The 26,568-nt window shown below is 43.7% G+C and carries 25 protein-coding genes, 2 pseudogenes and 1 other annotated feature; of the genes and pseudogenes, 6 read left to right on the top strand and 21 right to left on the bottom strand.

Annotated elements, in window-relative coordinates:
* Positions 1 to 112 precede the first annotated feature (112 nt).
* Complete coding sequence (gene metG / locus ACUN2T_RS17055; RefSeq protein ID WP_445494182.1) at positions 113 to 2,140, bottom strand: methionine--tRNA ligase; 2,028 nt, start codon at positions 2,138 to 2,140, stop codon at positions 113 to 115.
* 221 nt (positions 2,141 to 2,361) lie between these two features.
* Between metG and apbC the strand changes: the two genes are divergently transcribed.
* The 4 genes from apbC to asmA all read left to right on the top strand — a co-directional run bounded on the left by apbC (position 2,362) and on the right by asmA (position 6,901).
* Complete coding sequence (apbC, locus tag ACUN2T_RS17050) at positions 2,362 to 3,474, top strand: iron-sulfur cluster carrier protein ApbC (protein ID WP_445494181.1); 1,113 nt, start codon at positions 2,362 to 2,364, stop codon at positions 3,472 to 3,474.
* 246 nt (positions 3,475 to 3,720) lie between these two features.
* Positions 3,721 to 4,362, top strand: a complete 642-nt coding sequence (gene udk, locus ACUN2T_RS17045; protein ID WP_445494180.1) for a uridine kinase — start codon at positions 3,721 to 3,723, stop codon at positions 4,360 to 4,362.
* 54 nt (positions 4,363 to 4,416) lie between these two features.
* Entirely contained in the window at positions 4,417 to 4,998 is a 582-nt protein-coding gene (gene dcd, locus ACUN2T_RS17040; protein ID WP_021326447.1) for a dCTP deaminase, read from the top strand.
* Positions 4,999 to 5,053: 55 nt separating this feature from the next.
* Positions 5,054 to 6,901, top strand: a complete 1,848-nt coding sequence (asmA, locus tag ACUN2T_RS17035) for an outer membrane assembly protein AsmA (protein ID WP_445494179.1) — start codon at positions 5,054 to 5,056, stop codon at positions 6,899 to 6,901.
* A 60-nt stretch (positions 6,902 to 6,961) separates the two neighbouring features.
* Here asmA and ACUN2T_RS17030 read toward each other — a convergent pair whose 3' ends face one another.
* Together ACUN2T_RS17030 and ACUN2T_RS17025 are read right to left on the bottom strand one after the other, a co-directional pair.
* Positions 6,962 to 7,150, bottom strand: coding sequence for a hypothetical protein (locus ACUN2T_RS17030; protein ID WP_445494178.1), 189 nt, complete (start codon positions 7,148 to 7,150; stop codon positions 6,962 to 6,964).
* 104 nt (positions 7,151 to 7,254) lie between these two features.
* Positions 7,255 to 8,826 carry a TerC family protein gene (locus ACUN2T_RS17025; RefSeq protein ID WP_445494177.1) on the bottom strand — a complete coding sequence of 524 codons (1,572 nt, stop codon included), beginning with the start codon at positions 8,824 to 8,826 and terminating at the stop codon, positions 7,255 to 7,257.
* A gap of 246 nt (positions 8,827 to 9,072) precedes the next feature.
* Between ACUN2T_RS17025 and gndA the strand changes: the two genes are divergently transcribed.
* Positions 9,073 to 10,479 carry an NADP-dependent phosphogluconate dehydrogenase gene (gene gndA, locus ACUN2T_RS17020; protein ID WP_445494176.1) on the top strand — a complete coding sequence of 469 codons (1,407 nt, stop codon included), beginning with the start codon at positions 9,073 to 9,075 and terminating at the stop codon, positions 10,477 to 10,479.
* Between the two features lie 149 nt (positions 10,480 to 10,628).
* On the opposite strand, the gene ACUN2T_RS17015 is transcribed toward gndA, so the two are convergent.
* From ACUN2T_RS17015 to ACUN2T_RS17005, 3 genes are all read right to left on the bottom strand, one after another.
* On the bottom strand, positions 10,629 to 10,871 hold the full coding sequence (locus tag ACUN2T_RS17015; RefSeq protein ID WP_445494175.1) for a hypothetical protein: 243 nt from the start codon (positions 10,869 to 10,871) through the stop codon (positions 10,629 to 10,631).
* A gap of 595 nt (positions 10,872 to 11,466) precedes the next feature.
* Complete coding sequence (locus tag ACUN2T_RS17010) at positions 11,467 to 12,087, bottom strand: beta/gamma crystallin domain-containing protein (RefSeq protein ID WP_445494174.1); 621 nt, start codon at positions 12,085 to 12,087, stop codon at positions 11,467 to 11,469.
* Positions 12,088 to 12,670: 583 nt separating this feature from the next.
* Positions 12,671 to 13,162, bottom strand: a complete 492-nt coding sequence (locus ACUN2T_RS17005; protein WP_445494173.1) for a YbaK/prolyl-tRNA synthetase associated domain-containing protein — start codon at positions 13,160 to 13,162, stop codon at positions 12,671 to 12,673.
* 259 nt (positions 13,163 to 13,421) lie between these two features.
* On the opposite strand from ACUN2T_RS17005, the gene yiaY reads away from it, so the two are divergent.
* The gene (yiaY, locus tag ACUN2T_RS17000) at positions 13,422 to 14,573 is read left to right on the top strand and encodes an L-threonine dehydrogenase (RefSeq protein WP_445494172.1); all 1,152 of its coding nucleotides are present in this window, start codon (positions 13,422 to 13,424) and stop codon (positions 14,571 to 14,573) included.
* 55 nt (positions 14,574 to 14,628) lie between these two features.
* Here the strand turns inward: yiaY and ACUN2T_RS16995 are convergent, their stop codons facing one another.
* From ACUN2T_RS16995 to hisL, 15 genes and pseudogenes are all read right to left on the bottom strand, one after another.
* Complete coding sequence (locus tag ACUN2T_RS16995) at positions 14,629 to 14,757, bottom strand: hypothetical protein (protein WP_445494171.1); 129 nt, start codon at positions 14,755 to 14,757, stop codon at positions 14,629 to 14,631.
* Between the two features lie 36 nt (positions 14,758 to 14,793).
* A pseudogene (locus ACUN2T_RS16990) lies at positions 14,794 to 15,633 on the bottom strand (DUF3396 domain-containing protein); the annotation flags it as partial.
* A gap of 10 nt (positions 15,634 to 15,643) precedes the next feature.
* A complete protein-coding gene (locus ACUN2T_RS16985; RefSeq protein WP_445497818.1) occupies positions 15,644 to 16,909 on the bottom strand; it encodes an IS4 family transposase in 1,266 nt (421 codons plus the stop codon).
* Between the two features lie 108 nt (positions 16,910 to 17,017).
* A pseudogene (locus ACUN2T_RS16980) lies at positions 17,018 to 17,335 on the bottom strand (type VI immunity family protein); the annotation flags it as partial.
* Positions 17,336 to 17,350: 15 nt separating this feature from the next.
* The gene (locus ACUN2T_RS16975) at positions 17,351 to 18,709 is read right to left on the bottom strand and encodes a VRR-NUC domain-containing protein (protein WP_445494170.1); all 1,359 of its coding nucleotides are present in this window, start codon (positions 18,707 to 18,709) and stop codon (positions 17,351 to 17,353) included.
* Between the two features lie 2 nt (positions 18,710 to 18,711).
* On the bottom strand, positions 18,712 to 18,933 hold the full coding sequence (locus ACUN2T_RS16970; protein ID WP_445494169.1) for a hypothetical protein: 222 nt from the start codon (positions 18,931 to 18,933) through the stop codon (positions 18,712 to 18,714).
* Between the two features lie 289 nt (positions 18,934 to 19,222).
* The gene (gene hisIE, locus ACUN2T_RS16965) at positions 19,223 to 19,828 is read right to left on the bottom strand and encodes a bifunctional phosphoribosyl-AMP cyclohydrolase/phosphoribosyl-ATP diphosphatase HisIE (protein WP_445494168.1); all 606 of its coding nucleotides are present in this window, start codon (positions 19,826 to 19,828) and stop codon (positions 19,223 to 19,225) included.
* Positions 19,822 to 20,598 (bottom strand): imidazole glycerol phosphate synthase subunit HisF, encoded by a 777-nt coding sequence (hisF, locus tag ACUN2T_RS16960; RefSeq protein WP_445494167.1) that lies wholly within the window; start codon positions 20,596 to 20,598, stop codon positions 19,822 to 19,824. The genes hisIE and hisF overlap by 7 nt, the downstream gene beginning before the upstream one ends.
* A complete protein-coding gene (hisA, locus tag ACUN2T_RS16955) occupies positions 20,580 to 21,317 on the bottom strand; it encodes a 1-(5-phosphoribosyl)-5-[(5-phosphoribosylamino)methylideneamino]imidazole-4-carboxamide isomerase (RefSeq protein WP_445494166.1) in 738 nt (245 codons plus the stop codon). Before hisA ends, hisF begins: the two co-directional genes overlap by 19 nt.
* 5 nt (positions 21,318 to 21,322) lie before the next feature.
* On the bottom strand, positions 21,323 to 21,937 hold the full coding sequence (hisH, locus tag ACUN2T_RS16950; RefSeq protein WP_445497903.1) for an imidazole glycerol phosphate synthase subunit HisH: 615 nt from the start codon (positions 21,935 to 21,937) through the stop codon (positions 21,323 to 21,325).
* On the bottom strand, positions 21,937 to 23,004 hold the full coding sequence (gene hisB / locus ACUN2T_RS16945) for a bifunctional histidinol-phosphatase/imidazoleglycerol-phosphate dehydratase HisB (protein WP_445494164.1): 1,068 nt from the start codon (positions 23,002 to 23,004) through the stop codon (positions 21,937 to 21,939). The genes hisH and hisB overlap by 1 nt, the downstream gene beginning before the upstream one ends.
* On the bottom strand, positions 23,004 to 24,107 hold the full coding sequence (gene hisC, locus ACUN2T_RS16940; RefSeq protein WP_445494163.1) for a histidinol-phosphate transaminase: 1,104 nt from the start codon (positions 24,105 to 24,107) through the stop codon (positions 23,004 to 23,006). Before hisC ends, hisB begins: the two co-directional genes overlap by 1 nt.
* A gap of 2 nt (positions 24,108 to 24,109) precedes the next feature.
* Complete coding sequence (gene hisD, locus ACUN2T_RS16935; protein ID WP_445494161.1) at positions 24,110 to 25,429, bottom strand: histidinol dehydrogenase; 1,320 nt, start codon at positions 25,427 to 25,429, stop codon at positions 24,110 to 24,112.
* Positions 25,430 to 25,434: 5 nt separating this feature from the next.
* On the bottom strand, positions 25,435 to 26,334 hold the full coding sequence (hisG, locus tag ACUN2T_RS16930; RefSeq protein WP_445494160.1) for an ATP phosphoribosyltransferase: 900 nt from the start codon (positions 26,332 to 26,334) through the stop codon (positions 25,435 to 25,437).
* 27 nt (positions 26,335 to 26,361) lie between these two features.
* Positions 26,362 to 26,486: a sequence feature (His leader region), on the bottom strand.
* The gene (hisL, locus tag ACUN2T_RS16925) at positions 26,462 to 26,512 is read right to left on the bottom strand and encodes a his operon leader peptide (protein ID WP_445497902.1); all 51 of its coding nucleotides are present in this window, start codon (positions 26,510 to 26,512) and stop codon (positions 26,462 to 26,464) included. It overlaps the preceding feature by 25 nt.
* Between the last annotated feature and the right edge of the window lie 56 nt (positions 26,513 to 26,568).

Below are 26,568 nucleotides of genomic sequence, written 5' to 3'. Positions count from 1 at the left end.
GTGAGGAATTCATCATACAATTAACCTTGGGAATGTGCCATAGATCACATTCAAAAAAGGGGGGACCATTGCTGCTCCCCGCTTGTAAGATATATTTGCAATAAATTGATTGTTATTTCACCTGCATACCCGGTTGTGCGCCACTGTCAGGACTGAGCAGGAAGATATCTTTTCCGCCAGGCCCAGCAGCCATCACCATTCCTTCAGAAATACCGAAGCGCATTTTACGCGGAGCTAGGTTAGCAACCATTATAGTTAAACGGCCTTCCAGGGTTTTTGGATCAGGATAGCTGGAGCGGATACCGGAAAATACTTGGCGGGTTTCGCCCCCAAGATCCAAAGTCAGTTTCAGCAGTTTATCTGAGCCTTCTACAAAATCAGCCTGTTTGATAAGGGCGACGCGCATATCAACTTTGGCGAAATCATCAAAAGTGATCGTATCCTGGATCGGATCTTCTGCCAGTGGGCCGCTGACTTTTTGTGGTGCGCTGATGCTTTCTTTAGACGCCGTAACCATCGCATCGACTTTATCCATATCAATGCGGTTAAACAGGGCCTTAAAGGTGGAAACCTGATGATCCAGCAGAGGCTGTTCAATACTATTCCAGGCCAGTTCTGTATTCAGGAAAGCTTCTGCGCGTTCTGCCAGACCTGGCAAGACGGGTTTCAGGAAAGTCATCAGAATGCGGAACAGGTTGATGCCCATTGAACAGATGGCTTGAAGATCTGCATCACGGCCTTCTTCTTTTGCCACAACCCAAGGAGCCTGCTCATCCACATAACGGTTTGCCAAATCAGCCAATGCTATGATTTCACGGATTGCTTTACTGAATTCGCGGTTGTTGAACTCTTCTTCAATCACTTTCGCGCCATCAATAAACTTCTGGTAAAGCGCCGGATCAGCCAGTTTATCCGCCAGCTTGCCACTAAAGCGTTTATTAATGAAACCCGCGTTACGGGAGGCCAGGTTAACAACCTTATTAACGATATCGCTGTTAACACGCTGAACAAAATCTTCCAGGTTCAGGTCGATATCATCAATACGAGAAGAGAGTTTGGCCGCATAGTAATAACGCAGGCAGTCTGCATCCAGATGATCCAGATAAGTGCTGGCTTTGATAAACGTACCGCGGGATTTGGACATTTTCGTGCCGTTAACGGTGACGTAGCCGTGAACAAACAGATTTGTTGGTTTGCGGTAACCGCTGCCTTCCAGCATGGCAGGCCAGAACAGGCTGTGAAAATAGACAATGTCTTTACCAATAAAGTGATAAAGATCGGCGGTGGAATCTTTTGCCCAGAACTCATCAAAGCTCAGATTGCTGCGTTTGTCACACAGGTTTTGGAAAGAACCCATATAGCCAATAGGTGCATCCAGCCAGACGTAGAAATATTTGCCCGGCGCACCAGGAATTTCAAAACCAAAATAAGGTGCATCACGGGTGATATCCCATTGCTGTAAGCCGGATTCAAACCATTCCTGCATTTTGTTAGCAACCTGTTCCTGTAATGCGCCGGAACGGGTCCATGCTTGTAACATGTCACTGAATGCAGGCAGATCGAAGAAAAAGTGCTCGGATTCACGCAGTTCTGGCGTTGCACCGGAGACAGCAGAACGAGGATTAGTCAGTTCTGTTGGGCTGTAAGTTGAACCACAAACTTCACAGTTATCGCCATATTGATCTTCTGCCTTGCATTTCGGGCAGGAGCCTTTTACAAAGCGATCAGGCAGAAACATCCCTTTCTCAGGATCGTATAACTGAGAAATAGTGCGGTTCTTAATGTGGCCGTTCTTTTTCAGCTCCAGATAGATTTCAGTTGATAATGCCTGATTCTCTCTGCTGTGCGTAGAGTGATAGTTATCATAGCCGATTGAAAAGCCAGTAAAATCCTGATGATGCTCTTGGTTCACGGCGGCGATCATCTCTTCGGGAGCAATACCCATTTGCTGTGCTTTCAGCATGATTGGTGTTCCGTGAGCGTCATCGGCGCAGATAAAGTGAACCTCTTTGCCGCGCATTCGCTGAAAACGGACCCAAATATCTGCCTGGATATGTTCCAGCATGTGACCAAGATGGATTGGACCGTTAGCATATGGCAACGCACACGTCACCAATAATTTTTTTGCGACTTGAGACATAGTAAGGATCTGACTTCCAATAAATGAAAAGGGAGTTTGATGTTACCTGATCAAAAAAATTGTCGCTAGGGTAACTCTTGATCTTCGCGGGTTTTATTGGATAAAAATTGAATCAGTGAGTGAGACGTGGGTTTTTGTTGCTGACCTTATCCGAACTCATTGGGTTCTGTTATGATAAAAAAGTGGCTTTATAGTTAATCATGATAATCAAAGGAGCCGGGATGAACTCAAAATCCCCCGAGCAGACCAACCCTGACCTGCTGAAATCTCAGGTAACAAAAATACTTGCTACCTTTACACACCTGACACTGGAACGCGATCTAACAGATCTGAAAGCACTGCATCACTGTACGATACTTGATGATGTTCTGCACATTGAATTGATCATGCCGTTTGTCTGGCGGCGTGGCTTTGAAGCTCTGAAAGAGGCGACAACGCAAAAATTGCAGTCAGTGACCGGCGCAAAATCTGTTGCGTGGAAATTGAACCATGATATCAGCACATTACGCCGCGCTAACGATTTGCCGGGAATTAATGGTGTCCGTAATATTTTGGCTGTCAGCTCAGGTAAAGGTGGCGTGGGTAAATCCAGCACTGCGGTAAACTTGGCGTTGGCGTTGGCTCAGGAAGGGGCCAAAGTCGGTATTCTGGATGCGGATATCTACGGTCCTTCTGTTCCGAGTATGTTGGGAACCACTAAAGAACGCCCGACTTCCCCGGATGGGCAACATATGGCACCTATTATGACCCATGGCCTTGCCACTAACTCTATTGGTTATCTGGTGACAGATGACAATGCAATGGTGTGGCGTGGCCCGATGGCCAGTAAGGCATTGATGCAGATGTTACAGGATACATTATGGCCGGATCTTGATTATCTGGTTATCGATATGCCACCGGGGACCGGTGATATTCAGCTTACATTATCACAAAACATCCCGGTCACAGGAGCACTGGTGGTGACAACACCTCAGGATATCGCCTTAATTGATGCGATGAAAGGCATCGTTATGTTCCAGAAAGTGAAGGTTCCTGTACTGGGTATCGTTGAAAACATGAGTGCACATATTTGCGGCAATTGCGGTCACGTGGAACCTATTTTTGGTACCGGCGGGGCGGAAAAACTGGCGGCTAAATATCATTGCAAACTGTTGGGACAAATTCCGCTGCATATTTCGTTACGTGAAGATCTTGACCGTGGAGAACCAACCGTTATCAGCAATCCTGATAGTGAATTCACGGATATCTACCGGGAAATTGCGGCAAATATTTCTGCGCAGATGTACTGGCAGGGTGAGAAGATACCCACGGAGATTTCGTTCCGCGCTGTTTAATACCGATATTCGATTGGCAGTAACGGGTCGTGATGTTTTCATTACCCGTTTTTTGCGTTATAGAAGGAAGAATTCTTTTCAGATTCATCTCTGTTGCATGGTTTTTATGCGAAACGCTTCGAAAAAAATGAGACTTAATCTTGTTTGCACTGGAACAGATATCATTAACTCCCTATAATCTCGCCCGACTTAGCACTCTTAGGTGCTTTGTTCCCCATTTTTTCTAGAATCAGGTTAATCTCTATTATGGCTGACGAAGCACATCAGTGCACAATTGTAGGAATTTCCGGTGCATCTGCCTCAGGTAAAAGTCTCATTGCGAATACACTTTACCGTGAATTACGCGCTCAGGTTGGTGATCACAACATCGGTATTATCCCAGAAGATTGTTACTATAAAGACCAAAGCGATCTGTCAATGGAAGAGCGTTATAAGACCAATTATGACCATCCAAGTTCCATGGATCACAATCTACTCTTTTCTCATCTGCAAGATCTGAAAGCCGGTAAATCAATTGAATTACCACAGTATGATTATGTCGTTCATACCCGCAAGTTAGAATCGATTCATTTTGCGCCGAAAAGAGTTATTATTCTGGAAGGTATTCTGTTATTGACGGATATGCGCTTGCGCCAGGAGATGGATTTCTCTATTTTCATTGATACACCGTTGGATATTTGCCTTATGCGTCGTATTAAACGGGATGTTAATGAACGAGGGCGCTCTCTGGATTCTGTTATTGAGCAATATCATAAAACTGTGCGTCCAATGTTCCTGCAATTTATTGAGCCATCAAAACAATATGCAGATATTATTGTGCCACGCGGGGGTAAAAACCGCGTCGCGATTGATGTGCTGAAAGCCAAAATTGGTCAGTTCTGCGAATAATAAAACTTTGCTTGTCAGGCATTGATAAGCATCATCGTATTGAGAGGGAAAAGAATGCGACTCTGTGACCGTGACATTATAAAATGGCTTGATGAAGGTAAATTGGTCATTTCTCCACGTCCGCCGATTGAACGAATTAACGGGGCAACGGCTGATGTGCGCCTTGGAAATCAGTTTCGTGTTTTCCGTGGTCATACTGCCGCGTATATTGATTTGAGTGGCCCAAAAGATGAAGTGAGTGCTGCTCTTGATCGTGTGATGAGCGATGAAATTATCCTGCCTGACGATGAGGTTTTTTTCCTCCATCCCGGAGAATTGGCACTGGCTGTCACTCTGGAATCCGTCACGTTGCCTGACGATTTGGTGGGTTGGCTTGACGGTCGTTCTTCTCTTGCCCGCCTTGGATTGATGGTGCATGTGACGGCGCACCGCATTGATCCGGGCTGGCATGGTCAGATTGTTCTCGAATTCTATAATTCGGGTAAATTGCCTCTGGCGTTGCGTCCGGGTATGGTGATCGGTGCTTTGAGTTTTGAACCGTTATCTGGCCCGGCTGATCGTCCATATAATCGTCGTCAGGATGCAAAATATAAAAATCAGCAAGGTGCGGTGGGTAGCCGCATTGATGAAGATTAATGTTTTTATCGGCTACTGAGTCGCATTTACCGTTTTAATAAAAGCTGAGGAAGTCATGAGAAGATTACTGACGGCACTGGTTATTTTGCTGGTCGTGATTATTGCTGGTTTGGCGGCATTAGTCATGTTAGTGAACCCGAATGACTTTCGTGCTTATATGGTTAAGCAGGTGCAAAAGAAGAGTGGCTACCAGCTCGTTCTGCAAGACAGCATGCGCTGGCATGTCTGGCCAAAACTTAGCATTATTACCGGGCGCATGTCATTGACTGCACCGGGAGCGGCGCAGCCAGCAGTGACGGCAGAAAATATGCGCCTTGATGTAGCGTTGTGGCCACTTCTTTCCCATCAGCTTGCAGTTAAAGAGGTGATGTTGAAAGGGGCGGTGTTGCGATTAACTCCGGAGAGTAAAGCTAAGGAAAAAGAGAATGTTCCTGTTGCACCGAGAGGGAATACAGCAAATCCTGTTGCTAAAGGGGAGCGCTGGAAACTTGATATTGCCAGAATTAAGGTCGCTGACAGTTTGCTTATTTGGCAAAGTGGTGATCACGATCAGTTGAATGTCCGCGATATTAATTTACTAATGAAACGGGATGATCAAAACCATATCAGTGTGGAGTTGAACAGTAAGGTCAGTAAGAATCAGCAAGAACTGGCTTTTAATCTTCATGCAAATGTAGACATTTCTGGTTATCCATATCGTGTTGCCGGTAATATTGATTCTTTCGATTATCAGCTTCAGGGGGTTGGTCTATCCGCAGGGGGGATTAGTGGTTCGGGAAAAGTGAATGCTGTTTATCAGGAAAAAACAACAGATGAACCACAAACAATCTCTTTACAGGCGCTGAATTTCACGGCTAATGAGAGTGATTTGCATGGCAGTATAAAGGCAATGTTGGGTGTTCACCCCGATTATCAGATAAATTTATCCTCCCAAAAATTGAATTTAGATAATCTGGTGGGATGGGATTTGCTTTCTAAAGACAATTCAGAAGCTAAACGCCATTATAGGATAGAGAATAGTTCAGCTAAACCGGTGATCGCGGTTTCGAGTCCGGTGCAGCCTGATTATAGCGCTGCATTTTTGAATGATTTTAATGCCGATGTTACTGTTAATGCGAACAAATTTATTTATCGGGGAATGGAGATCGATGACCTGATATTTAAAGCCGCGAGTAATGAAGGTATTGCCGAAATTTCTGTTCTGAGTGGGAAATTATTTGGTGGTCATTTCTCCCTTCCCACCATTCTGGATGCGACAGGCAATCAACTTAAATTACAGACCAAGCCTTTACTTCAAGATATAGAACTAGAACCAGTACTCAAAGCATTTTCTTTACCACAGGCATTTAGTGGTAAATTCAATCTGAATGGAGATCTTTCGGGTAAAGGATATGATGGTTATGCTATTGCGCATATTTGGCATGGTGATCTTAATTTCAGTTTAGTTAATGCCAAAATGCATGGATTGAATATCTCCCAATTGATCCAGCAATCCGTTGCCCGTGCAACGAATAAAGTGAATATCCCTGATGATATGGATAACTTTACCCGTGCCAAAAGGCTTGATCTTAAAGCAGTCCTTAATCGGGGTGATGTAAAAATCAGTCAGCTTCATGCCGTATCCGAGCTGTTAAATATTGACGGTCAGGGTGAGGCTAACCTGCTTAAACAAGATGTTGATGTCGCCTTAAAAGTGCAGATAACACAAGGGTGGAATGCAGATGATGAATGGGTGCGCCGTTTGCGCGAACTGAAAGTACCACTGCGAGTTTATGGTAATTGGAGCAATCTGAAATACAATCTTGATATTGAGCAATTGCTGCGTAATGAGCTGGAGAACAAAGCAAAACAGATCATTAATGATTGGGGTGCCCGTAATAGTAACAACAAAGAACATCAGTAGATGAGGAATTTCTCCGATGTGCTGTAAGCCGGTATCTATTATAAAGCGAAGCTTCTCAGGCTAACGGGTAATGTATTGCTCAGTGTGTATTGCCAGCACCGTGTAGGTAGCAGGGATTTTTGGCTGGGAAGAGATAAAACCCAAGTATTCTGCCGGCATGTTCGTAACAATCTCAGGTTTTTTATTTTTCAGAATATCACTAAAAGTTCTTACCGTTTGACCATTTTCTCCCGCATTTTTAAGTTGCAAAAGCCCGGTACAGTTTAAATGAGCTGACCGGGTTTTTACCTTGTTCTTGAAGGAAAATAAGAACTTAGCGATGAAATATACTGTTAGTGACCAACTATACCGGGTTATTCTTTATGTTCTTCCTCTGAAACCAATGGCGTAATTTTTACCTTATTGATCCGGTGACTAGTGACTTCCAGTGGTTCAAACAGATAATTATCAATCTGCAATTGCTCACCTTGTTGTGGAATATGTTGTGAATGTTCCATCAATAAACCTGCTAAGGTTTGATATTCACGCTTCTCGTCCAGTTGCAAAGGAACATAAAGGATTAAATCATCCAGCGGCATATAACCATTGGCAATCCAGCTGCCATTTTCAGTCGTTTGAATATCATGACGGGCATCAGTTTCTTCGCCATCTACCGGCAGATTACCCGCGATAGTTTCCATGACATCAGTCAGAGTAACAACACCTTCCACAGAACCAAATTCATCGACGACAAACGCGAAGTGAGTCTGTGCTTGGCGGAATTGTTCCAACGCCTGAAGCAGTGAAAGTTGTTCAGGGAAAATTAAAGGCTGTTTTATCAACGAATGCAAATCAAAAGGCTGTTGGTTGAGTTGTTGATTCAGTAAATCAATGACATGGACAACACCTAATGGTTCGTCACTGACATTTTCATCTGTCACGACAATACGTGTGTGAGGGTTTTTACTCAGTATTTGCGTCAGATTTTCTGCCGGTGCATTGATGTCAAGGTATTCTACGTCGTGGCGTGAGGTCATGATACTGTTGACGTTACGTTGTGCCATGCCCAGAACCCTGGCAATCATCTGGCGTTCTTGTGGATCAAACACTTCCTGATTATCAGAAATCAGGTTAGAAGTATGGTTATCCAATTCTGCCTTTTCATGCTTACCACTGAGGATACGCAAAACGGCCTCCGCTGTTCTTTCACGTAGTGAGCGGGAAGCCGTAAGAAATCTGCGGCGGTTAAACTGAGCGAATTGGTTTAGGGATTCAATCATAATTGAGAAGCCGATAGCGGCGTACAAGTAACCTTTTGGTATGTGATAACCAAAACCTTCGGCGACCAGACTGAAACCGATCATCAGCAAGAAGCTCAGACAGAGAATAACGATGGTTGGATGAGCATTGACGAAGGTTGTTAATGGCTTACTTGCCAGTATCATCAGAAACATCGCGATAGTTACTGCTGCGATCATGATACCGATGTTATCAACCATACCGACAGCAGTAATCACTGAGTCCAGAGAGAAGACGGCATCAAGGACAATTATTTGTGCGACAACCGTCCAAAATTTAGACGTTTTGCGTTGTTGCCCTGAGTGTGTATCCTTGCCTTCCAGTCGCTCGTTTAGCTCCACAGTCGCTTTAAATAGTAAGAAAAGGCCACCTACCAGCATAATCAGGTCACGGGCACTGAATGGATGTTCCCAAAGCGTAATTAATGGATTAGTTAGCGTTATCAGCCAGGAGAGACTAAAAAGCAACACGACACGCATCAGTAGTGCACAGGCCAGCCCTGTGATACGCGCTTTGTCTCTTAGTTTTTGAGGAAGTTTATCTGCCAGAATGGCAATAAAGACCAGGTTGTCGATTCCGAGGACAATTTCTAGAACGATAAGAGTAACCAGTCCAGCCCATATCGTCGGATCTGCGATCCATTCCATACAGTTTGTTTTACCTTTTAATATGACGGCTCATGCCGAATAATGAATAATGGGCATTGACTCATCAAATTTCAATAGTTGATTTTTCATCTGAGGAAGTTTTTTTCAAAAAATAAGTTCTGGCGGTATTGGTAGCACCAATAACTATCCACTGAACCTAATCCTGAGTTAACATGTGATCACATTAACAAATTGCATACTAATGATAATTAGTGTGCAAGTATTATCATCAGACAGGAGTTATTCATGTCCAAGCAGCAGATTGGTGTTGTCGGTATGGCGGTGATGGGGCGTAACTTGGCACTGAATATTGAAAGCCGTGGTTATTCCGTATCTATATTTAATCGTTCAAGTGATAAAACTGACGAAGTGATTGCTGAAAATCCAGGGAAAAAATTAGTCCCACGTTACACTATCGAAGAATTTATCGATTCACTGGAAAAACCGCGCCGTATTCTGCTTATGGTTAAGGCTGGCGAAGCAACCGATAAAACTATCGCTTCACTGACTCCGCATCTGGATAAAGGTGACATTTTGATTGATGGTGGTAATACCTATTTTCAGGATACTATCCGTCGTAACCGGGAGCTTTCTGCTCAAGGCTTTAATTTTATCGGTACAGGCGTTTCCGGTGGTGAAGAGGGCGCATTGAAGGGGCCATCTATCATGCCGGGTGGTCAGAAAGAGGCGTATGAGTTGGTTGCGCCAATTCTGCAAGAGATCGCGGCTAAAGCTGAAGGTAAACCTTGTGTGGCATATATTGGCCCAGATGGTGCCGGTCATTATGTGAAAATGGTTCACAACGGGATTGAATACGGTGATATGCAGCTCATAGCTGAAGCTTATTCCTTACTGAAAAACGCCCTGAATCTGAGCAATGAAGAGTTGTATGAAATTTTCACTGATTGGAACAATGGTGAATTAAGCAGCTATTTGATTGAAATTACGGCTGATATTTTCCGTAAGAAAGATGAAGCAGGCCAATATCTGGTTGATGTGATTTTGGATGAAGCAGCAAATAAAGGTACTGGTAAGTGGACTAGCCAGAGCTCTCTGGATTTGGGTATTCCATTGACGTTGATCACTGAATCTGTATTTGCACGTTATCTCTCTTCTCTGAAAGATCAGCGAGTTGCTGCTGCTAAAGTTTTGAGTGGTCCGCAAGCACAGCCATTCAAAGGTGATAGAGCTGAATTTGTTGAGAAAGTGCGCCGTGCACTCTATCTGGGTAAAATCGTTTCATATGCTCAGGGCTTTCAGCAATTGAAAGCGGCATCTGATGAGTACCAATGGAACCTAAATTACGGTGAGATAGCTGGAATTTTCCGTGCCGGTTGCATCATTCGCGCTCAATTCCTGCAAAAAATTACTGATGCATATAACGAAAATGCAGATATTGCTAACTTGTTACTGGCACCTTACTTCAAGAAAATTGCTGATGAATATCAGCAGGCGTTGCGTGATGTCGTCTCTTATGGTGTGCAGAATGGTATTCCGACTCCCACTTTTTCCGCAGCTATTTCTTACTACGACAGCTACCGTTCAGCCGTATTGCCAGCAAATCTTATTCAGGCACAACGTGATTACTTCGGTGCTCATACTTATAAGCGTACTGATAAAGAGGGTGTTTTTCACACTGAATGGATGGAGTAGATCCTGTTATCATCAATTGACCGGAAGAGTGAAGCGTTTGTATTGGGTATGATGTCGTTTTAGCTTCCTCGATAATTCTGGATGCGCCGTTGCGGTTTTTTGATCGTGTGCCGCAACGGTGTGGCTTCAATTAATTTTCAGAAAATGATTTATCTGAGAGTGATGATTGTCACATTAATCCCGAATTGCGATATGGCGGTAGTACTAATAATGTGAAAGTCAAAACGGTTATTTTTTGCATGAACCAGTCTCAGATTTTCAGGGAAATTGAGACCTTTATCAATGATTGCAACGCCATGTGCATCATAAGGGCAATAGAGTGATCCGTTGCCAATATATTCTCCAGTATTGGTGTTTCTTACGTATATTGAAGTGACTATCTCTTTCTGCATAAGCAGTTCATCAACGACAGCATAATTATCACCAGTTATTGTGTTAACCTCGATTTTTTCCTGCTCTTCTCCGTTAAATATCTTAATGGTGGTAGATCTATATAATAAGTGCAATATATTGTTTGAAATATTAAGGATTGATATTTACAGTAAGGTTTTTACCTTAATTTTAGTATTCTAATTTAATATGAATATTTTTCATGTTTGGTGTTTTGGATAAATATTATCAAATTATTTTTCATTAATAATATTACGTAAATACCTATAAATAGATATATGATAATGGAATGGTTGGATTTTTCGATAATTCATAAGAGAATCATTAGATAAGTCTTTTTCTGAAAAGAGAAATAGATGAAAGTGAATTATCGGTTGTTGAGAAATTTACTGTTTCGGCAGAGATTATGACCTGTTTTTTATCATTATTTATTATGTATTGATAAATAAGGAAAAATAATTTATGGTATCAAAGTCTTTGATGACCTTGGAATACACCGTTGCGGTTGTTGATGATATTCCGCAACGGTGTTACTTAAATTTTCAGAACGTAGCCTGTCTGAAAACAAGGATTAATTATTATTACATCATGTCCAGATTAGAACGAAAAATCGGTACTGATGATATGAATATCAAAACGGTTATTACCTGCGTTGACTATTCTCAGGTTTTTAGGGAAATTAGCCTTCTCATCAATAGTAACAACACCATTTGAATCACGATGAAAATAGAATGATCCGTTATTAATATATACTCCAGTTCTGGTATTTCTTATCGCAATAGCAGTGACCAACTCTTTATTATATGGGAGTATGCCAACGAGCGCATAATCATCATCAGTCGTCGTTTCAACTGGGCCTACGCAATATGTATTTGTGAACATGGAGAATCTTATGCCTGAATTTGTATCATCAATGACTCTTAATGCAACTAGGCATGTATCTTTTGGTGCGACTTTAAATTTAGATAATCCTTTAATTTCCCTATCAATATCTGGATGATCATATTCCCATTCACGATAACGTTGGCCTGGTTCCCAATTACTAAAATGACGCCACGCATAGACTTTTGATAGCGTTCCAATTTTCACTGAACGAAATCTATCGTTGAGATCGTAAGGCAGTGGAATAATGCTATCGTTTTCTGGATAATGGTGCCCTTCGCCTAGAAAGTATTTTCTATCGAAAAAAGTTGCACCTGTAACTAATTTATCAGTCATATTTCTTTACTCCTTAAAAACTTATTTTGGAAAAATGTAATCTTTTTTTCTGAAAGCGAATTTAGAATACAATGATCGTGGGGTTTTTGTATTTAATAAAATATAATGAACAGATATATTAAATTGTTGGCAATATAACATTAATATAATTGACATGTCATTTTGTGGCTAATGGTTGAAATAAAGGTTCTGAAATTAAAATAATTGAAAATTCCTATCAAGAAATACCTTTATTTGGATGGGGGATTATCCCCTAATGTAATTGATAAATTTTTGTATATGACTAAACAGTGAATAATTAGATATTCATGGTATTTGATAATTATATCTGCCTGTTTAATATTTATATAATGTAAAAATAATGATGATCTTATCCAATGATATGAATTTTCGGAGGGGGATAGTTACTGATTTAAATGAAAAAGATTAAGTTATTATCTTAAATAGCCTATTCCTATAGACTATTTAATTAATTTTTTGTCATTGAATTGAGAATTATTTGCTTACCTCAAGTAAGCAATGAAATTTATTCATGACATCTCTTCAATCGGCCTATTATCACTTTAATTTTCCACAATTGTATTTATTCGGTCCGCCGAAAATTCACCAGCTCAGGTTGTGCAATCCGGTGATAATCTTTGGTGTTGAGAATGACAGAACATTCAAGACTGCCGGCATTAAAGGCAAGTTCATCAAAGCGCTCAAACAATAAAGGGTCTGCAACCAGTTTTAGATTCGGATGGAAACTGAAAGGTGGAATAGCACCGAACACACATTGGGTTAGTTCAGAAACTTCTTTAGGACTTGCCAAAGATGCACGAGTGCCACCGATCTGTTTTGCCAGTATAGAGAGATCTGCTTGTTGATCGGCAGGGAGTACAGCAAGTACATATTGACGGAATCCTTCCCCTTTAACATGACAAACTAATCCTTTGGCACCTTGGCCAAGTTGTGTTCCACGGATTTTTGCAACGTCTTCAGAACGCCCTGCGGTTGGATGTTTAACTACCCGGTAACAGGCATGATTATCATCCAGTAACGCAGTCAGGCGGTTAAATATTTCGTTGGAGGGCACAATAAACTCCTAAGCAATAGTGTAATGAATTGATATATGATCTTTTTCAATTATTGGGTTTATTATATTTATATTAAGACATATTACCAACCAGAAAGATTATAAAATCGGCATTTGAATGGATATTATCTGATTATATCGAGGTATATACTTATATTTTTCAAGTCATACGATTTAAATAGAGCTATTATTTATATTTGTTGCAAGAGAGCTGTTTATATTTTCATATTAAAACTATTTTAGTATTAAGGATTTGCTAATGATGACGACAACTTTTTTTATGCCACTGGTAAATATGATAGGCGTGGGCTGTCTGGTTGAAGCGGTAAATTCGATGAAAGATTATGGTCATAAGCAAGCATTTATTGTAACTGATCATGTTTTAAATGAAATTGGAATAGTAGCAAAAGTTCAATCTTTGCTGGCTGATGTGGGTATTGAGAGTGTGGTCTACGATGGTACACATCCGAATCCGACGACGGTTAACGTTTCTGAAGGTCTGGATATTCTGCGTCAGCATAACAGCGATTGTATTATTTCTTTAGGTGGTGGTTCACCACATGATTGTGCAAAGGCCATCATGTTAGTGGCAGCTAACGGTGGAGATATCCGGGATTACGTAGGTACTGATCGTTCATCTAAGCCACATTTGCCATTAATTTCTATCAATACTACTGCGGGTACCGCATCTGAAATGACGCGTTTCTGCGTCATCACGGATGTGGAGCACCACGTAAAGATGGTTATTTCAGATAAAAATATCACCCCTGTTTTGTCCGTGAACGATCCGGAATTGATGGTGGGAATGCCGAAAAGTTTAACCGCTGCGACGGGAATGGATGCCATGACTCATGCGATTGAATCTTATGTTTCTGTAAGCGCTAACCCAATAACAGATGCTTGTGCGTTGAAAGCAATCACGCTGATTAGCCAATCTCTGCATCAAGCAGTAGAGGATGGGAGTAACCTAGAAGCCCGTGAGAACATGGCTTATGCTCAATTTTTAGCAGGTATGGCATTTAATAGCGCATTGCTGGGATATGTTCATGCTATGTCTCATCAGTTGGGTGGTTCCTATGATTTACCACACGGTGTATGTAACGCTGTTTTATTGCCGCACGTTCAGGAATTCAACGCCAAAGCGTCTGCTGGTCGTTTGAAAGACATTGCTTCTGCAATGGGGGTAGATGTAAGAGCCATGAATGATCAGCAAGGGGCGGCGGCATGTATTGCTGAAATTCGTAAGTTGTCAAAAGATATTGGCATTCCGGCGGGTTTGGCTGAACTGAATGTCAAACTAGAAGATCTGCCGATGATGGCAACGAATGCTCTGAAAGATATCTGTTGTCTAACTAATCCCGTTCAGGCCACCCATGCAGAAATCGTTGCAATCTTCAAAGCTGCCATGTGATCTGATTTATCCATAGATAACAGGCTGGAATGTTCTGTTTTTTCTCCTGGGTCTCTCAATTACCCTGTTTTCTAAACAAAGTCATTGAGAGACCCAGACGGGAAACAGTCAGTTCATCACCATTAGTAAAAGTAAAACCGACCCGTTGTGATTCTAGCCGGGAAAAGTAATCTAAAGTTTCCATATTCTCTCTGTTCATGATGAGGCAGTGGATAATCCGTTATTCCCACATATTTTTTCCTTCCCGTATCAGATGCCATACGGTTGTGCCTGACTCCGCGCCCTGAACATCAAAAGCAATGGCACCCTGAGCAAAGAAATACTGCTTGCCCGGGATGCTGTCTGTTCGCCAGAATCCGCTGACCAGAGCCGGATGGTCTCCTTTCAACGGGGTCACATGCAGAGGTCCACGGTCATAACGGGCATACCAGGCCAGTGTGGAAATTGTAGTAAAATGACCGGCGCCATAAAAATGCAGTGAATGGCCTTCTCGGGGGATCACCCGTATCGGACGTATTAACTGGTTAATGGCAAAATAACTCTCCGGGACACTGTCCGGCAGGGGCGTCAAGTCCGGGTATTTACCGGCCCGGATCATCAGACCATCGCGGTAAGGACTTATCACCACATCTGTGTAGCGGGCCAGCATTGTGCGTATCCAGTGTTCCCCACCCAATCGTCCTACAAAGCGTTTGGACAACAGGGTGATCCAATTAATACCGCGGATGGAATGTTCATACTGTAATACCGCAGTATGAACTGTAGAATTGACTTGCAATGCAGGGTAACGTTGCGCTAATTGGTACTCTAAGGGAAAGTAGTCATGGTAATCTCTGGGTAAGACCAGACAATAACCACAGTCCCCACTGTCAGGTTCGAGTTGCTCACACAGAAAGTCCAGCCATGCCATAAATTTGGTCATGCCCTCTTGTTCTTTCAGATAATCCCAGGGCAGCACCAGACTCAGGTAAGAGCTATCATCGTCATCATCAATTTCTCGGGAATCCAGGTAATGCATCAGATAGCGGGGAGCTTCATAGATATTTTTAGCATCACTCATATACAGGATCTTAAGAATTAAGTCGTTCAAAACACGCATCCAATGTTTTGTTTTTAGACGACTTTCTTTGCGGTGTTTTGAATGCATTCTGGGATAAATAGGCTTTGGCTTTTTCCAGCCAAAAACACGTTTCCGACCATGCCCTTTGGAGGAGATTTTCTATTATGGGTTTTAACCAGATCTCCGTATTTTGGGCCGCTTTAAGCAGTGAAACCGCTGGGAATAATCGCCTTGCCAGCGAGCGTCTGAGCAACAACGCTAATAAGCTCAGCCAGATAAGCCCCGTGACCAACGTTTCTTTTCGTGTCGTAAACCGGTGCCAGTTCGTGTGTGATTTGAGTTCTTTAAACAACAGTTCTATTTGCCAGCGGCAACGATAAATATCCATGATGTCATTGGCTGTAAATTCCTCGACTGATAAGTTAGTCAGCCAGAGACAGAAACGTTTTTCTTCAGCAAACCAACGGCGGATCAGGCGAAACTCATAGCCATTACGCCGACAAATCAGCTCCAACACCTCAGAACGATTCGTTCTGCGTGTCACGGATTTCAGGGGCTTATCGGACAGCTTCGATAAGATTTTTCCCTGACCATTGCGTGCCCTGATTATTTGGGGATTAAGCGATTTACCGCCCCGCACAATAAACGAACCGCCTGAGCGTGAGAGTTGTTCAAAATACTCAAAATCGACATAACCGGCATCCGCTAATAATAATTGGTCATGCAATGTTGCCGGAATAGGCAGGTGAGTCCGCTCAGAGGCGGTATCTGCAGTAACAGCCATTTTCACGGGAGACTGGGTTAATAATGACAAGGTCATGTGACATTCCACTGCCGCTGCGGTTGCCTGAAATCGACAAGGAAAAACATCAGCCAGTGCCGAATGGACTTTAAATGAACTGCCATCCTGTAAAATAACATTTTGAAATTTGGCGAGTTTTTTGGGCAGGACGAGGTGCTTTTCAGCCCATTGTGCCATGGCAAACCTGACCAATATTTTGACAAATTCAACAAAAGCCGCTTTCCGTAGCTGATTATAAAAAGGACGGTAGCTAACGTGTTGTTTTTCATCGGGGCACAGGCCATTAAATTTTTGGTGTAGCTGAGCTATAGACGTCACTTTCCCCGAACTGAGCGCTGTGATAAGACTGAGAATAAGCGTATGAGGCTCGATATTTCTCACGCGCTGAATAAACCCGCAGCGAAGCGCCATTTTTTGCAAAGAAACGTCACTGAAGAATTGCATTAATTGGTGTTTTATAGCGATAATCGTCACAGGCTTCATCCGTGGTTTTGGTATTAGTTTGGCGACGATTATCAGATCATAAATGAAGCCTTTTTTCTATCTAAAATATACAGTTACTGCTTAAGAGCCTGTATATGTAGCATCACTAACATCCCAGCTAGAAAGCTGGTTTTTTTTCTGATTAAGAATACTTTCTTCCACTTTGGCAATATTTTCCGGTGAATATTTTCTTAACCCCTTCAGCCCATGACGGTGAAAACGCAGATGAGTGCCGAACTCTTCGCGAAAACGGCGATAGCAGGCCAGAATGCGTTGCTTTTTTTCTTGGGTGTAACCCTGTTTAAAAAACAGGGTAATTGAGAGACCCAAGCGGGAAACGGTCAGTCCATCGCCATTGATAAAAAGAAAAGAGGTCAGTTGTGATTTCAACTGGGAAAAGTAATCATTAGTATCCATCATTTTCTCCGTTCATTATGAGGCGGTGGCGAATATCACACTCGCCAAGATTGCCAGGATGGCGGCTAATGCCGCAGCGCTTACCGCAGCAGCAGCGATTAAAATTTCTCCCAGTTCAATCAGCGCGGCAGCGACGGCAAGGGTGACGAGGATAACAACGGCAACTTCGGCAATAATCACAACCACTTCCAGCATTTCTTCACCCACCTTTTTCAATATTTGCATCCAGCTAATATTTTTGAGGTCTTCCAGGGTGATATCTGAGCCCTGTTGTACGGTTTGCCACCGGGCTTTTATCTCACTCTCCGTCCAGGTCACGATTTTTCCCGTTTGTTCACTGACCCAGGAAAACGCGTAACTGGCCTGATGGGTTATCGGGTCAATAATCTCTTTACACACCCACTTGCCGGTTTCACTGAACCATGCTCCAAACTGGGCAAGGCGTTCACGGGTACTGTTACGGACATAATCTAACCCCTGTTCTGTCAAGCCGGCTACCTCCTGTCCGAGAATAACCCAATCTTCATAGCTGGGTAGAAACGACCAGGGGGCGGTACTGACAAGCGGGAGATTATTGGTCAGCGGTTGCGGAATAGTACCCGGCACACCCTCTGCGGGAGGAGTGGGTAAGGTGTCATTATCAGGAGGTGAATCCGGTGGTAGGGGGGCCAACGGAATCGGATTTTTATAGTGTTGGGAATCAGGTTGATAGAGTTCTCGCCACGCTTCATCATACTGTTTTTGCTCTTCTGTGCGGCTATCATCGACACGCATCACACCAAAACGTTTTTCTGTCGCAATTAGCATATAATCCCGTTCTTGCTCCTTACTTAGCTCATCCCCCGGAAATTTCACCTCAATCAACATCTTCAGATTATCGGGGTGCACAGAACCATCGAAGTAGGTGGCATTTCTGCCCGGCCAGCGAAGAGCTTCATCTTTGACCAGAATAATATCGGGGCGGCGAATACCAATAATCCCAAATTTTTCCATATCGTCGGCAGAAGGTCGGGCAAACGGATTACTTGATTGCGGTAAATTATCACCGTAACGTTGCTTAGAGACTTGACTGGTCGCCAACATGGGTAGAGGAACATCCTTCTTCCCTCTGATAGCAAACACAACTTCCGCTTTGTAGGGCCACAGGAAATCGTGCTTATACTCTTCAACTTTGATTAACCCGCTCATGACAATTTGTTTAAGGGCGCGAATGGCACCCTGTCTGGTGAAAATTATCGCTGGCAGCCGTTGGGCATATTCGGCTTTTTCTACCAGATAGCAGGGGTCTTCATCGGCGGGAAAGGCCCCTATTTCCATTGTGCAATTAATTGAGGTAACGGCCAGACACATCTTGCCGCCGTTGGACATTGGCATGCTTATTTCTCCATAAACTCCATCACATACTCTACGGGCGTGTTATTACTGACCTCGTATAAGGTTTTCTTCGATTTAGAGAGCGCTTTTGGTGAACTCAGTTGCAGATTTTCTTCTGCCTCACTCTGTACAGCCAGGGTTGTGCCGAGTGAATCGGTTTTACCAGAAATGACTTGATTGTTGCCAACATGGATAGGGGCTTTATCGTACTGTTTTGTGATCATTCGTTTCTCCGTTGATTGACCGCATGAAGGAATAGAACTCACTAAAATCATCATGCTATTAACACTTATTAGTTAATGATTGATTAATAATGCAACGGATTTAACTTAAACGTATATAGGAATATTCCGAAAATTATGGAAATGAGGTTAATTTTATCGTCTCTGATGCCGGTAAATCCTCATGTTTTTTAACAATTTTGATGCAACTTTTAAACAAGTGTGAGCGTGAGAATAAATTGAAAGTGAATGGCGGCATCAGTTTTACATACCAACCGCCACGTCAATTGTTTCATCTTTCCCGTAGTTGGCGAATAACACAACTGAGATCCAGATTTTGGTCTTGGAGAAGAACCATCAGGTGATACATCAGGTCCGCTGCTTCATTTGTTAGCTCTTCTCTGTTATTAACCGTAGCCGCCAAAGCGGTTTCTACACCTTCTTCACCGACTTTCTGAGCGATTCTTTTGGTGCCGCTGGCATATAATTTTGCAGTGTATGAGTGGTCAGGATCTGCTGTTTTACGGCCCGCCAGCAATTTTTCAAGCTGATAGAGAAACCCCCACTCAGTTTGTGCCGGAGCAAAGCAGCTGTTTGTGCCAAAATGGCAGGTGGGGCCGATTGGGTCAGCGAGTGCTAACAGGGTATCATTGTCACAATCGGGATAGATATTGACTAAATTAAGAAAATGGCCGGAACTTTCACCCTTGGTCCACAGACGCTGTTTGCTACGGGAAAAGAAAGTGATTTTACCCGAATTGATCGTGGTATTAAGTGCTTCTTTGTTCATATAGCCCATCATGAGAACATCACCGGATATCGCATGTTGCACGATAACCGGCATCATATAAGCGACTTTTTCCCAATCCAGTTTTTTGATTTGTTGTTCGGTCAGCAAGTTCTTATCTCCACGTTTTGTTGTGCAAGGTACTGTTTCAATTCACCAATATTAATAATATGTTTATGGAATACTGATGCGGCTAGTGCGCCATCGACATTTGCCTGTTTAAAGGCGTCGAGAAAATGTTCTGGTGCCCCGGCACCACCGGAGGCAATGAGAGGGACATGACAGACGTCGCGTACCTGTTTTAGTTGCGCCAGATCGTAGCCATTGCAGACACCATCCTGGTTCATCATATTCAGTACGATTTCACCCGCGCCACGGTGTTGTACTTCTTTTACCCAATCGAGGGTTTGCCATTGAGTCGCTGTTGTTCGTTTTTCATTCCCGGTAAACTGATAAACCTGATAGCAGCCAGTGCTTTCATCAAACCAGCTATCAATCCCTACGACGATGCATTGAACGCCATAGCGATCTGCCAAACGTGTAATTAAAGTTGGGTCAGCAAGTGCAGGGGAGTTGATGGAGATTTTATCTGCCCCAAATGAGAGGATTTTCCCCGCATCTTCGACGGTTTTAATGCCACCCGCAACACAGAAAGGGATATCAATCACTTCTGCGACTCTGGCTACCCAGCTTTTATCTACCACCCGGTCATCACATGAGGCGGTAATATCGTAGAAAACCAGTTCGTCGGCACCTTCTTTTGCATAGCGTTGAGCCAGTGGAACAATATCACCAATGATCTCGTGGTTACGAAACTGAACACCTTTAACCACTTGGCCATCACGAACATCAAGACAAGGAATTATGCGTTTTGCCAGCATTGAATTGCCTCCGCTAGTGTAAATTTCCCGTCGAGTAATGCACGACCAATAATAACTCCGGCTACACCGCTGGCAGGCAGAGAGGTGATATCATTTAACGTGCCAATACCACCTGAAGCCTGAAACGCAATTTGCGGATAGCATTGGCAAATTTCCCTATATAGTTCGATATTCGAGCCATTCAGCGTGCCATCGCGGGAGATGTCGGTACACAGTACATATTTCAGTCCCAAAGGCAGATATTGTTCAACAACCTGTTCCAGAGTGACAGCTGAATTCTCCTGCCAGCCATTGATAGCAACCTGTTTCATACCTGTGTCATTGATGCGTATATCCAGTGCCAGCACAATGGTTTCTGCACCATAACGCTCAAACCATTGCATAACTAATGCTGGTTGCCTTATGGCAGTGGAACCAATGACAACTCGGTTGGCACCGGCATCAAGCAATGTTTTTACATCTTCTTCTGTACGGATGCCGCCACCAACTTGAACAGGTACGGAAACAGCCGAAAGTAACTTTCTCAGTAAAGGAGTTTGGCGGGCTGATGGATTTTTAGCACCAGTCAGATCGACCAGATGGAGCAGTTTTGCTCCCTGTTGAGCATATTGCTGAAAATGGGATAGAGGATCATGTTTATAATCCCGCTGTTGATCATAATTTCCCTGATGTAGCCTTACGACCTGACCATCAATCAAATCTAATGCCGGTATAATCATTGCGTTTACATCTCCAGAAAATTCTGTAATAGCCTGGCCCCGGCGGCACCGGAACGTTCAGGGTGAAACTGCACCCCAAAGACGTTATCTTTGGCGATTGCACTGCTGAAAGTATCGCCATATTCAGTTTGAGCGATTGTGTATGTATTCACTGGGATCGCGTAACTATGGACGAAATAAAAATAGCTATTGTCTTTAATGCCGCGGAATAGAGGATGCCCGGCTTTTGTCAGAACCTGATTCCAGCCCATATGAGGCAACGGTAGCCCATTGGTAACCATTTTTTTGACCGGTGAGTCAATAAGCTCAAGCAGGGTGATATTATCACCTGTATCACCTGTGACATGATCGCCTTCTTCGCTGGTGGTAGCGAATAACTGCATGCCAAGACAAATACCTAACACAGGTTGGTTCAGTACTTTAATTAACGGGATAAGTTCCCGTTGTTTCAGTTGATCTATTGCTGCACTGGCCGTGCCGACGCCGGGCAGAAGTAATTTATCTGCGGCTAGGATCGTTGCTGGGTCCAGACTAATTTCAGGCTGATAACCTAATTTTTGGATAGCATAAGCGACTGATGAGAGGTTAGCGCAGCCAGTATCAAGAATGACGACTTTCATCATAGGACTCCTTTAGAACTTGGCAGTGTATCGCCTTCTACTCGAATCGCTTGACGCAGTGTCCGGCCAAAGACTTTGAACAGGCTTTCCGCTCTGTGGTGATCATTGCTGCCTTGTGTTTCTAGGTGCAGTGTGCAGGCCATTGCGTAAGAGAGTGAGCGGAAGAAATGCTCAACCATTTCGGTACTCAGATCACCTACTCGCTGGTATTTGAATTCAGCTTTATATTCAAGGTGAGGGCGACCGGAGATGTCCAGAGCACAGCGGGCAAGGCATTCATCCATTGGTAATACAAAACCGAAGCGGCAGATGCCCCGTTTATCTCCCAGAGCCAGCTGTAACGCTTCGCCGAGAGCCAGACCGGTATCCTCAACAGTGTGGTGATCATCAATACAGAGGTCGCCTTTAACCTGGGCATGCATACGGAAACCACCGTGAGTAGCAATTTGATCCAGCATATGGTCGAAGAATCCGACACCGGTATTGATTTTGCTGCCACCTTCATGATCGAGCCAAACATCAATATTGATGGAGGTCTCTTTCGTCACTCGCTGAACGTGAGCATGGCGATCTTTACCGGTTAGTTGTTCACTTATAGTTCGCCAGCTAAGGTTTTCCGGATGGTAATGTAACCCCTGAATTCCCATATTTTCAGCCAGTTGCAGATCTGTTTTCCGATCACCAATAACATAGCTGTTAGTCGTATCCATCAAGCCTTTCGCCAGATATTTTTCCACCAATTTTATTTTGGGCTTGCGGCAATGGCAGTTCTCTTCTGGTTTGTGTGGGCAAATTAAAACCTCATCAAAGCGGATCCCTTGAGAACGAAAAATCTGCATCATCAGGTTGTGCGGTGGTTCAAATTGTTCTAATGGAAAGCTATTTGTACCAAGGCCATCCTGATTAGTGATCATAATCAGCCTGAAACCTGATTTTTGCAGAGCAAGAAGAGCGGGAATAACATCAGTTTCTAATGCCAGTTTGTCCAAGCGATCAACCTGAAAATCTGTTAATGGTTCAGTGATCAGCGTGCCATCCCGGTCAATAAAAAGGAGTTTCTGGTTCATCAGCGTGCTGTTTCCTTTTGTTGTTTATTTTTAGTGGAAAGGGTGCTGATGGCTGCAACCACCTGTTTACACTCTTTACGGGTGCCTATGGTGATCCGCAGGCAACCGTCCAATCCAGTCTGTTTGCGCTGGTCACGCAGGATAATGCCCTGATGCCATAGTGCTCTGAAAACGGTTTCGGCATCATAGAATTTCACCAGTATGTAGTTGGTTTCACTGGGGAATACTTTTTCAACGATGGCCAATTTATTCAGAGCTTGCTGCAAGTAGTCGCGGCTCTCCCTGATGTCAACGACCCGTTTTTGCATAACGGCGATACCTTCTGCTGTCAGTGCCTGTGCTGCAATATTCGCAACAGGAGTGGAAAGCGGGTAAGGCGCAATGACTTTTAACAACAGAGTGATGATATCCACAGAGGCGAGAGTAAATCCACAGCGCAAACCCGCTAAAGCAAAAGCTTTCGAGAGGGTTCGCAAAATGACTAAATTCGGATAGTTTTTTAGCCAGCTTGCGATACTATTTTCCGGGCAGAACTCAATATAGGCTTCATCAATAGTGACAATTGCGCGATTGGTTGCCAGTTCCAGAACTTTACGCAGTGAATCAGGGTTAATCGAGTTCCCTGTTGGGTTATTAGGGCTACAGATATAGATAAGCTTTACCCGGTCGAGGTTATTTTCGATCGCTTCGATATCCAGTTGCCAATTTTTCAGTGCGGCAACTTTCTTTTGTTCGACACCGAAAGCTTCCGCGCTGACACTGTACATACCATAAGTCGGAGGGCAGAACAGCACTGCATCTTGTCCAGGTTCACAAAATACCCGGATCAGCAGCTCAATGGATTCATCTGCACCACGACAGGCCAGCACCTGTTCAGGTTGTAAACCGGCATAGGCTGCATAACGGCAGATAACTGATGCAGGCTGGCAGTCAGGATAACGGTTCAGTGTCTGTCTGGTGAACTGGAAATCAGGTGCCAGTGGGTATTCATTGGCATTCAACCAAACATCGCCATTACCACCGAGGCGACGGGCGGACATATAAGGTATTAATTTGCGGACATTTTCTCGTGCCAATAGATTGGCATCAAAAACGTTATTCATGTTCACTCCTTATCATCTGCAATATTCAGTGCAGCCACGCGTAAAGTGACGGCGTTTTTGTGCGCAGTCAGTTGTTCTGCCTGCGCCAGTGTTTCAATGGTCTGGGATAAGTTCAGTAGCCCTTGCGGAGTTAATTGCTGAATCGTCATACGTTTTAGGAAATCAGCTAAACCAAGGCTGGAATACGTCGAAGTGTAGCCATAGGTTGGTAAGACGTGATTGGTTCCTGAGGCGTAATCTCCCGCAGATTCCGGCGACCAGTCACCAAGGAAAACCGAGCCAGCATTGGTAATTTTGTCAACCAGCTGTTCTGGTTGACAAGTTTGAATAATCAGGTGTTCAGGGCCATAGCGGTTACTGATTTCCACACACTGTTGCAGGTTTTTTGTCACAATAATACGACTGTGTTCCAGTGCCTTGGCGGCAATCTGTTTGCGGGAGAGCAGGGTAAGCTGTTTTTCGATTTCCGCTATAACTTTTTTGGCTAGATTCTCATTAGGCGTGACTAATATGACTTGTGAATCCGGGCCATGTTCTGCTTGCGAGAGTAAATCGGCGGCGGCAAATACAGGATTTGCACCCTCATCAGCAATAATAAGCACTTCCGATGGGCCAGCAGGCATATCAATAGCGGCACCATCTATTCGCTGACTAATTTGTCTTTTGGCCTCAGTGACATAAGCGTTACCTGGACCAAAAACCTTATCTATTTTGGGTACGGATTCTGTTCCGAATGCCATAGCGGCAATGGCCTGCGCTCCGCCAATCTGGAATATTTCCGTAATTCCGCACAGTTTGGCTGCATAGAGAATTTCATCGGCAATAGGTGGTGGGGAGCAAAGTACCACTTTACGGCAACCCGCTATTTTGGCAGGCGTTCCGAGCATCAAAACGGTAGAAGGTAATGGCGCAGAACCACCGGGGATGTACAGCCCGACAGAATCAATAGGCCGTGTTATTTGTCGGCAATGGACTCCAGGCTGAGTTTCCACTTTTATCTCCACAGGTTTCTGAGCTTCGTGGAAAACACGGATATTATTCATTGCTTGCTGCATTGCCTGTTTAATTTCATTATTCAGGCGGTTCTCTGCGGCTGCTATTTCTTCCGACAAAATACGGATATGTTTAATAACGGTTTTGTCGAAACGTTGGCTGAGTTCCCGCAGCGTGTTATCACCATCCGCTTTGACTGCATTCAGAATTTGTTCCACTGTGCGGGAAATTTCTTCTGAAGCCGCAATAGCAGGGCGTGTCAGCAAAGCGCTTTGCTGTTCAGCATGACATTCCTGCCAACGAATCAAGGTCTTGAAACGGGTAGTCATCTTGTTTACTCCATCATTTTTTCAATCGGCAAAACTAAAATAGAACTGGCACCAAGAGATTTAAGTTTCTCCATCGTTTCCCAAAACAGGGTTTCACTGCTCACCATGTGCATGGCAACGCGGTTCTGATCCCCCGCCAGCGGTAGAATAGTTGGACGTTCTGCCCCTGGTAGCAGAGAAATGATTTCTTTGAGTCTTTCACTTGGTGCGTGCAACATGATGTATTTGGATTCACGGGCCTGAATCACTCCCTGAATGCGGGTCATTAACTTATCTATTAGTTGCTGTTTTTCGGCGGGCATTTCGCCATCACGTTGGATCAGACAGGCTTTTGAACGGTAGATAACCTCCACTTCCCGCAGGCCATTTGCTTCCAGAGTTGCACCAGTTGAAACCAGATCGCAGATGGCATCTGCCAAACCGGCCCGGGGAGCAACTTCTACTGAGCCATTTAGCAGACAGGATTTAAAGTGGATTTTCTTCTGATCAAGATAACGTTTTAGCAGGTGAGGGTAAGAGGTCGCGATACGGGCATCTTGCAGACATTCAATACCGGTATAGTTATAATCCAGAGGTGCTGCCAGTGAAAGACGACAAGTGCCAAAATCAAGACGGCGTAAAGTGAAATAACGTGGATCTTCTCCCTGGGCACGACGGTTTAACAGCTCTTCTTCCAGCACATTTTCACCAATAATGCCCAGATCAACGACGCCATCCATAACCAGCCCTGGGATATCGTCATCACGTACCCGTAGGATATCAATTGGCATATTTTCCGCGAATGCAATCAGGCGTTGTTGTTGCAGATTGATTTTGATCCCACAGCGAGCCAGTAATTCTCGTGAATCTTCGCTTAATCGGCCTGATTTTTGCATCGCTATACGTAAACGTGATTTATCTAACATTTTTATCCCTATTTAAAATCGGAAACATAAAAAAAACCCCCGGAAGAATTCTTCCGAGGGTTTTGTATTGCATTCATGCCACCGGAAGACTCGCTAAACGTCTTCCAGCACACAGCAGCCTGAAAGACTAATCAGGATGATGATGGTGATGATGATGGTTGAATTGAATGCGGATCATAATGGGCTTCTCTTTTTTACATTGATTATTTCTAGTATTTACCATTTGCTGCTGGT

It is taken from the genome of Photorhabdus machadonis (assembly GCF_052657765.1).
This window is presented reverse-complemented; position numbering and strand designations above follow the sequence as displayed.

What these genes read in the sequence shown, in the direction of transcription:
- metG (WP_445494182.1), bottom strand. Translation starts at nt 2,140, where the DNA reads ATGTCTCAAGTCGCAAAAAAATTATTGGTGACGTGTGCGTTGCCATAT.
- apbC (WP_445494181.1), top strand. Translation starts at nt 2,362, where the DNA reads ATGAACTCAAAATCCCCCGAGCAGACCAACCCTGACCTGCTGAAATCT.
- udk (WP_445494180.1), top strand. Translation starts at nt 3,721, where the DNA reads ATGGCTGACGAAGCACATCAGTGCACAATTGTAGGAATTTCCGGTGCA.
- dcd (WP_021326447.1), top strand. Translation starts at nt 4,417, where the DNA reads ATGCGACTCTGTGACCGTGACATTATAAAATGGCTTGATGAAGGTAAA.
- asmA (WP_445494179.1), top strand. Translation starts at nt 5,054, where the DNA reads ATGAGAAGATTACTGACGGCACTGGTTATTTTGCTGGTCGTGATTATT.
- ACUN2T_RS17025 (WP_445494177.1), bottom strand. Translation starts at nt 8,826, where the DNA reads ATGGAATGGATCGCAGATCCGACGATATGGGCTGGACTGGTTACTCTT.
- gndA (WP_445494176.1), top strand. Translation starts at nt 9,073, where the DNA reads ATGTCCAAGCAGCAGATTGGTGTTGTCGGTATGGCGGTGATGGGGCGT.
- ACUN2T_RS17015 (WP_445494175.1), bottom strand. Translation starts at nt 10,871, where the DNA reads ATGCAGAAAGAGATAGTCACTTCAATATACGTAAGAAACACCAATACT.
- ACUN2T_RS17010 (WP_445494174.1), bottom strand. Translation starts at nt 12,087, where the DNA reads ATGACTGATAAATTAGTTACAGGTGCAACTTTTTTCGATAGAAAATAC.
- yiaY (WP_445494172.1), top strand. Translation starts at nt 13,422, where the DNA reads ATGATGACGACAACTTTTTTTATGCCACTGGTAAATATGATAGGCGTG.
- ACUN2T_RS16995 (WP_445494171.1), bottom strand. Translation starts at nt 14,757, where the DNA reads ATGGAAACTTTAGATTACTTTTCCCGGCTAGAATCACAACGGGTCGGT.
- ACUN2T_RS16975 (WP_445494170.1), bottom strand. Translation starts at nt 18,709, where the DNA reads ATGCCAATGTCCAACGGCGGCAAGATGTGTCTGGCCGTTACCTCAATT.
- ACUN2T_RS16970 (WP_445494169.1), bottom strand. Translation starts at nt 18,933, where the DNA reads ATGATCACAAAACAGTACGATAAAGCCCCTATCCATGTTGGCAACAAT.
- hisF (WP_445494167.1), bottom strand. Translation starts at nt 20,598, where the DNA reads ATGCTGGCAAAACGCATAATTCCTTGTCTTGATGTTCGTGATGGCCAA.
- hisA (WP_445494166.1), bottom strand. Translation starts at nt 21,317, where the DNA reads ATGATTATACCGGCATTAGATTTGATTGATGGTCAGGTCGTAAGGCTA.
- hisH (WP_445497903.1), bottom strand. Translation starts at nt 21,937, where the DNA reads ATGAAAGTCGTCATTCTTGATACTGGCTGCGCTAACCTCTCATCAGTC.
- hisB (WP_445494164.1), bottom strand. Translation starts at nt 23,004, where the DNA reads ATGAACCAGAAACTCCTTTTTATTGACCGGGATGGCACGCTGATCACT.
- hisC (WP_445494163.1), bottom strand. Translation starts at nt 24,107, where the DNA reads ATGAATAACGTTTTTGATGCCAATCTATTGGCACGAGAAAATGTCCGC.
- hisD (WP_445494161.1), bottom strand. Translation starts at nt 25,429, where the DNA reads ATGACTACCCGTTTCAAGACCTTGATTCGTTGGCAGGAATGTCATGCT.
- hisG (WP_445494160.1), bottom strand. Translation starts at nt 26,334, where the DNA reads ATGTTAGATAAATCACGTTTACGTATAGCGATGCAAAAATCAGGCCGA.